Origin of the sequence: Aquimarina algicola (genome assembly GCF_006443095.1) — a bacterium.
GTDB classification, from domain to species: Bacteria; Bacteroidota; Bacteroidia; order Flavobacteriales; family Flavobacteriaceae; genus Aquimarina; species Aquimarina algicola.
Window position 1 is genome coordinate 1 of record NZ_VFWZ01000007.1, and the last position, 13,282, is coordinate 13,282.

Below are 13,282 nucleotides of genomic sequence, written 5' to 3' on the forward strand. Positions count from 1 at the left end.
CCAAAAAGAGCTCACTACCTGTATAGGTACTCTTGTATTTTTGTTCTGATAAACTCGAAGCATTACTATGCAACAAAGGATGTAATTGATCCGGATTACTCAAAAAGGAAGAAGAAGCCTCTGATATAGGAAGCCAGTAACGTTCCTTAGCAAATGGATAGGTTGGTAAACTCACTCTCTTAGGCTGTTCATGAGAATACAAAAGTTCCCAATCTACATTAAGGCCTGAGACCCATAAGTCTAATAATTTTTCATATTTTTTCTTAGTTATCCATGATGCTATTACGTTCTGAATATCATCATCTGATCCAAGAACACTTACCAAAGATTTATCTCTTTTAATATTTCCTTGATAAATATTTTCAATATGATTTTCATCTGCAAGATAAGCACTCAAATCCTTCTTTAATTGACTTATCGATGTAACGGTCATAGCCATTCGTTCTTCCATGGCAGAGCGCCCTGTCTGAAGGGTGTATGCTATATCTACCAAGTCCTCATCATTGAACTGTTCTTTATTTAAAGCCTTCAGTAAGTTTTCTACTTGTTCTTTTAATCTACTCTTATTTGCGGCAGAAAGTAGAATTATAGCTGGATCTTGTTTTGTAATTATATTTTTAGAATTTTTCTCTTTGGTAGGTATATATTCTTCAATTATTACATGAGCATTTGATCCCCCTGCTCCAAAAGAAGAAATACCAGCTCTTCTAGGGTAGTCCTTTGTATTTCCGTTTTTTTCAAGTTTTACTTTTTTCCATTCTGTAAGTTCTTGCTGTACTACAAATGGTGAATTTTGAAAATCTATATTTGGGTTTAATGCCTTAGAATGAAGAGATGGAACTATTTTTTGATATTTCATCTGCATCAATACCTTTGTGATTGCTGCCATTCCCGCGGCACTCTCACAATGGCCAATATTAGATTTAACTGAACCTATCGCACAAAATTGATTTTCTTTGGTATATTTTTTGAAAACTTTTGTTAATCCGGCAATTTCAATTGGGTCTCCTAGACTTGTACCTGTACCATGAGCTTCTAAGTAATTAATTGTTCTAGGATCAATTTTGGAGTTATTCAATGCTTCTTCAATAACATCGGCTTGAGCATTTGGATTCGGTACTGTATATCCATTTGTTTTACCACCATGATTTAAAGCTGTTGATTTTATCGTTCCATAAATATGATTACCATCTTTTATTGCTTTGGATAGTGGTTTTAATAATACGGCGCCGACTCCCTCTCCTGGTACATATCCATCTCCTCCTTCTCCAAAACTTTCACATTTACCTTTACTCGAAGCAAAGTTTCCTTGCGATAACAACAAATATTTATTTGGATGAACAGACACATTAACTCCACCAGCTATTGCATATTCACATTCGGAATTATTTATACTTTGACAAGCTAAATGTAATGCAGAAAGTGAAGAAGAACACATGGTATCTACAGTCATACTAGGACCGTGAAGGTTATAATAATAAGATACTCTATTCGCGATTGAAGCAATATTACCTGATATCGCTAATGATTTACCTTTAGCTTGTTCCTGAGCTCCGTATAATTGATACTCTTGAAACATGACTCCAACATATACTCCTATATTTCCTTTTTTATCTTTTCCTTTAATGTTAGCAATATTCTCACGAGAATATCCTGCATCTTCGATTGTTTTATGTACACATTGTAGAAATAATCGTTCTTGCGGATCCATCATTTCTGCCTCGAGAGGAGTAATATTAAAAAATAATGGATCAAATTGATCTACTCCATCTATAAATCCTCCCCATTTTGTATATGATTTGCCTTTTGCAGTTTTATCTTTATCAAAATATAAACTAGAATCCCAGCGTTCTTTTGGAATTTCTGTTATACAATCAGTACCATTTTTTAGAACTTCCCAAAATTCGTGAATATCTTGAGAATTAGAATATTGTCCTGCAAGCCCTATAATTGCAATGTCTTCGTTTTTTAAAGTTTCTTCACTTTTTGAATTACTCTTTTCATGAAAGAAACGTGATCTTTTGCTTTTTAAAGGTTTTATTGCTTTTTGTTCGTTGTATTCTTCAGGATTATGATTAACAATATTCTTTTCTTCTTCTTTTTCTAATTCCAGTATATCTACAAGTAACTCGTTGAAATGTGTAAGAAAATAACCTGTTAATTCTTTAATGGTTTTATATTCGAAAAATAATGTTTTAGGTAATACTCCAAAGGTTTTCTCCAAACGACTGGTCAATTGCATAATCATTATAGAATCAATTCCATATTTCTCCATAGGAGATTCTGCATCTATCTGTTTGGCAGGCAATCGAATCACTGAAGAAAGTAAATCTTTAAAATAGTTTATTACCTTTTCCTCTTTCAATCCTGAGTTAGGAGTTTCTAAAGCTTTTGTGGTGTTTCTATTCAGTGACTTTTTCTGTAATGTTCCTAATGTTTGTTCTTGTACAAAGTCATTTATTTTTTCTTCATTACCTTCTATTACTAATACCTGTGATTTACCAGAAGTAAAAGCAGTATACAAAGAATCTAATCCAGTTAAAGTCTTCATTGGCAACATGCCCATTTTTTCTCTCATCAATCTTTCTACATCTGTCCCTACTTGCATACCTCCTTGTTCCCACAAAGGCCAGTTTACTGATATTGTATGCCCAGAACGTTTTTGAGAAGCAACAAGAGTATTTCGATAAACCGCATAATTATCCATAAATGAATTACCTGAGGCATAATCTACTTGACCCGCATTTCCCATACAACCAGCAATGGATGAAAATAGAATTAAAAAATCAAGCGGTATTGTTTCACTTGCTTTATCAAGATTAATCAACCCGTTTACTTTTACTTTCAGAACTTCTTTTAATTCTTTTTCGATCTTTTTAACAATATAGTTATCACGGATTATACCCGCACTATGGATAATTCCATTTAGTGTACCAAATCGTTCTATAATACCTTGAATAAGTATATCAACTTCTTCCTTTTGAGATATGTCAGTTTGATAATACGCTACTTTTGCTCCGTTTCTCTCGAGTTGTTGGATTTTCTCTTTCTTTTCTTCATCTAAAACTGAACGTCCTGTAAGAATTAAAACTGAACTTTTTGTTTTACTTATTATTTCTTCGGCAAATAACATTCCTAGTCCGCCCATTCCTCCTGTAATCAGATACACAGCATCTGTTTTCCATAGTTCTTGTTTTTTAATAGGCAATTGTATTGAATTCCACCCAAACGTATAGCGTTTATTTTCTATATAGTTAATAGATGTGTCCCATGGTAATTGACTATTATCATCGAGTAAATTTGCTGTTAAACCATTCCAAGAATCGATCCCAATCAATTGTCCAATACAATATGGATTTTCCTGAAATGCCGTTTTTAACATTCCTGTGAGTCCTCTAAAACTTTTTTGCTGTCCTTGATTAGATGTCACTATTTGAATGAAAACTCTTTTATCTGATGCTTTTTTGATAATGTTTTGTAGTTCTTTAAACAATCTCAAAGTGTAGCTTGTATATTTTTTTTCTATTTCTTGTTCTTGAACGTTGAACAAAATAGTACGAACTCCTTCTAACTCTAGTTTTGCTGCAGTTTCTTTGACTAAAGAAATATCTGGTTCGATCAATATGAGTAAACGTTCATCAAACTCTACTTTATCATCTTGAACCAAAACAGGCTGCTCTTTCCAATCAGGAGTAAATAATAATGTTTTGGTCTCATTTTTATTTGATTCAAAGCTATGCTCTACTGCTACAATAGTAAGTCCTTTTATATGTACGCATACCTTACCCTTATCATCACATAGTACAATATTGAATTTATTAATTTTCTTATCTTCAGTATCATAGTTACAATGTTCTATTTTTGCCCAAGTGCTAGAGCTGCAATCACCATGAATTTCTAGTTCTTCAATTTTATATGGAAGGGCCAAATTCTTTTTATCATTGTCTAAAAGAGCAGAAGAAGCATGAAGAGCAGCATCCAGTACACCGGGATGAAGTACAAATTTGCTTAGATTTTCTTCATGATCTATTGGTAAGTTTAATTTTGCTAATGCGATCCCCTCACCTAAATAGATTTTTTCTACTCGTTTAAAACTATTACCATAATCAATACCCTGTTTACTGAAGCGTGCATATAATTGTTTGTCACTTAATATTGAATTATCACATCCTCTTTTGATGTCATCCAAATCCAACATTAAAGGGTCTATATTTTCAACGGTTAAATATCCTTGACTATGCAAAATTGCTTCAGGGTTCTCATTTAATTCTTCTGTGTAAACTTCAAAACTAATTTTTTCATTTTCTTCTGGATAAAGAGCTACATGAACCTCCACCGCTTGTTTATCTACTATGATTGGTTGATGCCAAGTTATTTCTTTAATTCTAATTCCAGTATTTGAATCTTTTAATACTCTAGATGAATTTTCTAGTGATGCTCTTGCCATTTCTAGATAGATAACACCTGGTAAAACACGCTGTCCTTCTATAATATGATCTGACAGAAAAGTCTCTGTACCTATAAATGTTGTACTGAATCTTTGCTCGGTTAAATCTGAAGTGTTCTTTTGTAGTAATGGATGTATTTCTGATGTTACTTCTTTACTAAAGAAAGATTCTTTTTTTGAATTTGTATTAGGAATCCAATATCTTGTTTTTGCAAAAGGATATGTAGGAAGATTTATTCTTTGTGGTTTATTATCTTTATACAGGGAATTCCATTGAATATTTGCTCCATGAGCCCAACCTTGAGCTATTTGATTTAGTTTATTTTTTTCAAACCATTTATTAATTAGTTCCTGAGAATCTTTATCATTTCCTAATTGAACTGCGATATCTTTATTTTTAGATTTATTTCCGTACCAACAATCTTGAATATCTTTTCCTTCAATAAATAAATTAATCTTTTCTTTTAATTCTTGTACTGTATTTACCAAAAATGCAATACGTTCCTCCATATGACAACGACCTACTTGTAGCGTATATGATAGGTTTGTCAAATTCACCTCTTTGTCCGGGGTTTTTTCTAAGTAATCAATAAAATTATATGCACTTTCAAGTAAACGTTCCTTGTTCTTTGCAGAAAGAAGAATGATTACCTTTTGGAATTGACCCGGTGCTTCTAATATTTCTTTGTCTAATGGAATATGTTCTTCTACAATTACATGAGCGTTACCCCCACCAAAACCAAAGGAACTAATGCCTGCTCGTCTTGGGAATTCTTCATTATTCTTGTTCTTAAGTTGTTTCCATTCTTGAGTTTTATCTAAAATATAGAAAGGAGTTTTTTCTAAAGAGATAAATTTATTCAGCTTATTAAAGTGCAAAATACCAGGCAACGTTTTTTCTTTGATCGATAATATCGTTTTAATAAAACCAGCAATTCCTGCGGCAGACTCAGTATGTCCAATACTACTTTTTACTGCACCAAGTCCACAAAAGGGAATCTCTAAATTGGCTCCAGCCTCTTGAAACGCCTCATTAAGGGCCTGAAATTCAATTGGGTCTCCCAAAGATGTTCCTGTACCATGCGTTTCTATATAACTAATTGTATCTACTGGAATATCGGCTTCGCTATAAGCTGATTTAATCAGTTGTTTTTGAGCATTAAGATTAGGTGCTCGTAATGAGTTTGACTTACCATCGTGATTAATAGCAGTACCTTTAATAATTCCATAGATTGTATCGTTATCTTTTAGAGCTTCTTTATAAGGTTTTAGCAACACAGCACCATATCCTTCTGATCGTACAAACCCATCGGCTTTATCATCAAAGGTTTTACAGTATCCATCTTTTGATAACATCCCTGCTTTATGACTTGCTATGTATATACGAGATGATAGAATAAGATTAATCCCCCCGGCGATAGCCATCTTACATTCTCCATTATTGATTGACTCTATAGCGTGATGAATCGCTACCAAAGAGCTAGAACATGCTGTATTTATAATTTCACTAGGACCATGAAAGTTAAACCATCTTGATACTCTATGGGGAATCATACTCATATGAAGCCCCGAGTCTGTATACGCGCCGTACGTATCAATGAGACTTGATTGTTTTGAAATTAACTCCGCATAATCATTACTGTGAGCTCCTACAAACAAACCAATATTACTATCCGATAAACTAATTGGATCATATCCTCCATCTTCTATAACACTCCATGTAAGTTGTAGTACTTTTCTTTGTTGCGGATCCATACTTTCTGCTTCCAAAGGAGATATGCCAAAAAATTCTGCGTCAAATTGATCCACATCTTTTATGAAACCACCCCACTTTGGCTTAAAATTAGAAGGGTCGCCATGTGAATTTTGATAATCTTCGATAACTTGAGGACGACTTTTTGATATTTCAGTTATGCAGTTTTTCCCTGTAACGATATTATCCCAAAATAGTTGTGGATTTGTAGCTTCTCCAGGAAAATTACAGCTAATACCAATTACAGCAATACTTGTATCTTCGTGTTCTATTTTCGTTTTATGGTCAGTTTCGGGGGTTTGATATTGCTGAATATCAAGGTTAGTTGATTTTTCTATTTGTTTAGAAATGTAATTTGCAAGCTTATCAATACTCTGGTATTTAAATAGCATTGCCGGTGTAAATTTAATTTTAAATACATCTTCAATTCTCTTTGTAATATTGATGTATTGAATTGAATCTAATCCAAGTTCACCTAATGACATATTATTTTCCAGATTTTCTGATCCTGTATTAACTATCTTAGAAAAGACATCTTTTTTAAGCTTTGTTAAAACCTCATGTTCAAAATCTTGATTCAATGTCAAGGAAGTTGTGTTTTCCTTTTTAATCGTTGCTGTATTGTACTTATATAGTGTCGATAATTTACCTTGACGATATAAATTCTTACAATTTTTCCTTTGAATCTTGCCACTTCCTGTTCTTGGAATTACTCCTTTATCAACTAGGTTGACTTCATATATTTCAAGCATATATGATTCGGCTACACTATTCAAAATTTCCTGAGATAGTTTTTTATACTCAGTATCATTTAAAATTTCTGTTTCCTGAACAACAATTATTTTCTCTTGTTGATTTGATTCCCAAGAGAAAACACATATTGGAAGTGTAAGATCAGGGAGTTTTTTTCTAATAACCCATTCTAAATCTACAGGATGGTAGTTTTTTCCATTAATTATTATCACTTCTTTCTCTCTACCAATAATATATAGGTGTTTTTCTTTTATAAAACCTAAATCTCCTGTCCTAAAGAAACCAATATCTTCAAAACCCTTTACTGTTCTATTAAAGATTTTATTTGTCTCTTCATTTTGATTAAAATATCCTTTTGCAACAGATGGGCTGCTAATCCAGATTTCTCCAACTTCATCCGCTTTAGCAATACAACTAGTTTGTGGATTAACACATAGTATTTGAACATCTTCATCAATAACTCCGCAGCTAGACACAGACTTAGCTGTTTTACTTTGTTCAGATAATTTGATAATACCTTTTTCTAAACTTTTGATGTCTAATGAGAGAAAATTTGTTTTTGTATTTGGTCTTTTTGATACTACCGCTCCAACTTCGGACATACCATAATGTGGGCAGAAAATATTATCTCTCAATCCAAGTTCTTGAAACTTTATAGTGAAATTCTCATAGGTTTCTTTTCTGATTGGTTCTCCTCCACAAATTATTGCTTTTAGTGATTGTAGAGATATCTGTTTTAGTTTATCAACTTCTAAGGATGAACAACAATAATCAAAAGCAAAATTAGGGGCAGCCGTATGAGTTCCTTCATATTCACTAATAATTTCGAACCATTTATAAGGGTCTTTTACAAAAACATCTGGAGGTAGGATAATACTAGAAGCCCCTTTCAATAGAGGTGCCATAAAATTAAAGAACAGCCCAAAACTATGAAACTGAGGCATCCATGAAACGATACAGCTTTCTTCTTGAATACCATATTGTTTAGCACTTTGCATCGCTTGGCTCGTCACGTTACCATGAGTTAGCATCACTCCTTTTGGTTTTGCTGTTGAGCCTGAAGTATAAAGCATAAGAGCAATATCATCTATTTTTGATTTCCTTGGACGTTCAAACGCTACAGCACTGTCTTCTAATTCGTCTACACACACAATAGAAGCAGATTCAAAATCATCATGTCCTTCTAATAATTTTTTGAAGTCTGTATTGGTTATTATACATTTTGAATCTGAATCTTTAAAAATGGGTATAATTTTTTCTGCTATTACATTAGGATCTATATCTTTACTAATTATAGATGTAGGTATTACTGTTACATTCGTATATAAACAAGACAGAATACTGCTTATATAATCTAAGCCTTGTGGTAATAATACAATAGCTTTATTCTGAGGTTTAAGCAACTTTTGAAGCGTACTACTCATTACCATAACCTTCTTTGCCAACATTTCTCCTGTCAAATACGTCAAATTATCTTGATCATCCAGAAAAAACAACAGCTTCTTATTTGAATACTTCTTTGATAGGTTTTTATAAAAAGTGAGTGAAGCAAAAATATGCTTGATATTATTATTCATAATTTCTAATTAAAATAAGTTATTTTGAGGGTTCCTTGTGTTGGTATTAGACTTAGTGTATTGCATCATTTACACACGTAAATAGTATTTAATTAACCTGTGTATTATTTATGAAATCTAAATTGGAACGCTACGCTATTCTGATAGTTTACTTGATAATTGAGATCAAAATGCTTTGAAACTTGTTTCTAAATTTTATACGGTATTTAGTTACCCATGCTTTATGAGATTACCTTGAAGTAACTGATGAGACTTTAATAATCTGACTGACCAAGGAAATCGTAATTTTATGTGATTGGAAATTCTGGAAATACTATTTTAAACCTTATCGACCTCTAGCATATCTGAATTTACTTTTGATAAGCTATCAAAGAAAAAATTAGATTTTAATAATATTTCTTCGTATTCACTTTCTGGACAAGAATCTATTATAATAGCTCCTCCTGCTCCAAGTCTAAGCTCTTCGCAATTCATTTCTACTGTTCTAATGCATATATTAAAACTCATTGTCCCTGAATATGAAAAATATCCTAAGGAGCCGGTATAAATTCCTCTATCAAACTCTTCTAAAGATTCAATTATCTCGCAAGTTCTCAATTTTGGTGCACCGGTGATTGACCCTCCTGGAAACAAATATTTGAACAAGTCAACTGCATCAAAATTATCGTCAATTTCAGCTTCTATAAACGATGATTGCTGAATCACATTTGAATATTTTTCAAATTTCCTCAAGTCTAGTACGTTTACAGACCCTTTTTTACTGACTTTAGAAACATCATTTCTGATTAGGTCGGTTATCATGAATAATTCAGATTTCACCTTATCACATTCTATCATTTCTGTAATTAATGCTTGATCTTCTTTTTCGTTCTTACCTCTTTTTCTGGTACCTTTTATAGGGTCTGAATATATTTTACCTTCATCAGAAAGGGATACAAATTTCTCTGGAGACATAGATAAAATTTTAGAATCACCAAACTTAATATAAGCAGCATACTCAACTTTATTTTTTTCTCTCAAGGTTTTATACAATAAGAAAGAATCAATTTCTGCATTAATATTATACATATTGGTTAAGCACACCTCATATGTTTCTCCTGCCCTTAGTAATTCAAAAATTTCATTGATCTTTTTTATATAATCTTCTTTTGAATCTACCCAGTTGTTTTCATTATTTTTAAGTTCAGTTAAAACATCCAATGAGTTTGTGATAGGTGTAGCCGCTGAATTAGTGTCAAGTTCTTTTTGGATTTTATTATCAAATAAAAGAAAGTCTTCTTCAGACTCGCTTATACTTGCAGTCCAATATTTACCTTTCTTCGGATCCAAAACAATAAATGATGACACTTTGAACAATAAGATATCAAAATCTAAAAAAGAATTAAATTGACTTCGTTTATTATGATCATAATATCCATTATATTTTTTTGACTCATAAGTAAAAGCAGAAATTAATCCCCCCATAAAATCACTTGGAAACTCTTCTCTATTAGGACAGTTGACATTAATATTATTTAGCTCTTCTCTGATAAATTCATATGGATCGTCAATGCACTCAATTTTTTTAACTAATTGTTTACTATTCTCTATAATATCATATATAAATAATGTATTATCCTTAATCGCTAGTACTTGATCTGCTTCGCCTACTAAAGAAATTTTATTATCCTCTCGATTAGAATCTAACCAAAAAGAGAAATCGGATTTTTTATAAGTTTTATCAAAAAAGTCAATATTTGAAAGATTCAAATCGTGACTATCAAAAAATAATGTGTGTGTCTTTTTTGCTTGAGTATTTGTAAATGATTCACTAATGGTCAAGAAATTTTCAATAATTTTTATTCCTTTTTCTGTTCCAATAGATTCTGGATGATATTGAATTCCATAATGAGGCTTATCTTTTATTTTCATCGCCATTATGATATCATCATCATCACTCTTTGCCAAAACTTCAATATTATTCAAATTAGAATTATTGTCGATGGCCAGCGAATGATATCTCATGATATCACTATGATTATCTATTTCAGACAATAACTCATGTTCCTTTGTAATTACTAATTTACTTAAATGCCCATGTTTAGGTCTGTCTATTCTGTCTATTACTGCTCCATTTTTTAGCGCTAATAATTGATGACCTAAGCATATTCCAAGAATAGGTAAGTGTTTATACTCCTTTATTATTTTTTCACAAACCCCTATATCTTTTTCCTTTGATGGATTTCCTGGGCCCGGAGATATAATGATACAATCAAAATCCAATAGCTTAACATCTTCAATTGTAATTGAATCATTTTTTAATATTATAGGTTTAATACCGCTCACATCCCAAACATAATTTGACAAAATGTGAGTGTATGAGTCATAATTATCAATGATTAGTGCTTTCAAGTTCATATTTTTATTTTTAATTATTTTATTTTTATATTCTGAATTATCTTTCTCTGTATGCTTTATTTTTAATGAACTCATCTATTCAAAATTGAGCCTAGCATCTTTGCGAAGTTTTCAATAACTCAAATGATTATATTGTTTATAAGAATTATACGTAGAAGTATGGTAAGTATATCATAAAGAAAGGGATACTACCTTATTGGCTTTCTATTATTCCATTGTAATATTATTTCGTAAAAAAATAGAGAAAGAAATAGAATTGTATAGATAAGCGTAGGTCCTCTTTCTACAAATGTTCCAATTTCTAATACACTAAGATAATTATCAATCCATCTAAAAACTATAAAACCCCATGTTACAATATAGCTACGAACTACCCATTCTTTATGTTGTTTAATTCGATGAAGTTTTACTGCTCTATATGCCATAAAAGCAGTTGCAAACCAAGTGAAAGAAAGGATTTGTTGACTAAAAGCCCAAGTAAAATGTATTTTTATGGATGCAGTCCAAGCGATATAAGAAGCAGAAAAAGAAGCCAAAACAATAGATATCAAATAAATTTTACCAAATAATCTATGTAATTTGAGATATTTCTTCCTAAATCCTTCCCAAAACAAAAATGGTCCCAAGAAAAACACAACTATTCCAACAAACAGATGTCCAATAAGCCACCATTTCTCATTCCAATGGCGACTATCAAAAACTTCCTCTTTTAATAGAAAATAATTTAATTTGGTTGAAATAAAATGTAAAGACATTATAAAGAGTAATATAAGAACTACATTATATTTCTTTGTTTTTGTTATCATTTTAAAAATTTCTGGTTAATAAAGGATAAGACTAAGGAGTACCTTGCTAAAAACTACTTATAAATCTTGTTATTTATAAATAAGAGTATCTACTTAAAAAGTGTTGCAGACAATTCTATCCGAAAGTATAGATTTGTTTTTACTGTTGATTTTTCCTTTAAACTGAGAGGAAAAATAGTATTTGTATAGAATTTATATTCTAGTATTAAGAACGAGAACTTATCTTAATTCAAAAATCTAATGATTAATTTAAATAGCGACTTCTTGTGAATGTTGATTAATTGGTTTTTGATGAATTGCTTCAAAAACTCTTAGAATAAATTCTTCGTTCAAGTTTGGTTGTTCTTTCTCAACAATTATTTTTTCTATAGTCTTTTTCCAACAACGTTCTGAATGTAAAATTCCAAAATTTTCATTTGTTTTTATATTTTCTATTTTCTTCGAGATTTTCATTCTTTTTGATAAAGTATCAATCAATTGATTATCTAGTATATCAATTTCGGTTCTTAATTTATTTAATCCTTTCTGATATACTTTATCCTGCCCTATTTCTTTACGTAGTTTAAGATAATTGAGGTATTGAATTAACATGTCTGGTGTTATTTGCTGGGCAGCATCACTCCATGCATTATCAGGATCATAGTGTGATTCTATTATAAGTCCATCAAAATTAAGATCTAAACCAATCTGACAAAGATCAAAAATCAAATCTCTTCTTCCCGCTATGTGAGATGGGTCTAAAAATATCGGTAAATCAGGAAAACGACTTTGTAAATCAATAGGTATTTGCCATTCTGGAATATTACGATATCTTGTTTTTTCGAATGTAGAAAACCCTCTATGAATCACTCCTAAGTTGTTTACCCCAGCCATATGAAAACGTTCTACTGCCCCTAACCACAATGCTAAATCAGGATTGATAGGATTTTTGATTAATACTGGATTATCTATTCCTTTACAGGCATTTGCTATCTCTTGTACAATAAAAGGCGATACTGTACTTCTTGCTCCTATCCATAGAATATCGATTTCGTGTTGTAAAGCTAATTCTACATGATATGGATTAGCCACTTCTATTGCGATCTTCATTCCTGTTTCATTTTTGGCACGTTGCAACCATTTTAATCCCAGAGCACCAACTCCTTCAAAATTACCGGGTCTTGTTCTTGGTTTCCAGATACCTGCTCTCATTACCGTAGCATCAGAATTTCTTAATTGATGTGCTATTCTAATTACCTGATCTTCAGTCTCCGCACTGCATGGACCTGCAATTACTAATGGATGATCTGAATTATAACCATTTAACCAATTCCTGAATTCTTTTTTATTTTTCATGTCCGTACTTTGTTTTATTGATATCGCTGTTAATTAACTTTCAAAATGTTTATTCCTTTATTTATTGGTTTTTCAATTCTTATTCAATTTTCTTTTATGCATCATAAACACAATACACCTTTAACATAAGCAACTTATAATCAATTATATAATATTAAATATCATCTAATCGAAATTTATTTTTTTAGATTTCTAATATGTGAAGTGAAAGAAT

4 protein-coding genes are annotated in these 13,282 nt (G+C 31.4%); all 4 read right to left on the minus strand.

Features of this window, described 5'->3' with window-relative positions:
* A partial coding sequence (locus tag FHK87_RS19135) for an SDR family NAD(P)-dependent oxidoreductase (protein ID WP_140595390.1) occupies positions 1 to 8,530 on the minus strand: 8,530 nt, incomplete at its 3' end.
* Between the two features lie 318 nt (positions 8,531 to 8,848).
* Positions 8,849 to 10,927: a chorismate-binding protein gene (locus FHK87_RS19140; RefSeq protein WP_226294328.1), complete on the minus strand. Its 2,079-nt coding sequence runs from the start codon at positions 10,925 to 10,927 to the stop codon at positions 8,849 to 8,851.
* A gap of 188 nt (positions 10,928 to 11,115) precedes the next feature.
* Positions 11,116 to 11,733: a DUF2306 domain-containing protein gene (locus FHK87_RS19145; RefSeq protein WP_140595392.1), complete on the minus strand. Its 618-nt coding sequence runs from the start codon at positions 11,731 to 11,733 to the stop codon at positions 11,116 to 11,118.
* Between the two features lie 249 nt (positions 11,734 to 11,982).
* On the minus strand, positions 11,983 to 13,068 hold the full coding sequence (locus FHK87_RS19150; RefSeq protein ID WP_140595393.1) for a bifunctional 3-deoxy-7-phosphoheptulonate synthase/chorismate mutase type II: 1,086 nt from the start codon (positions 13,066 to 13,068) through the stop codon (positions 11,983 to 11,985).
* Positions 13,069 to 13,282 lie beyond the last annotated feature (214 nt).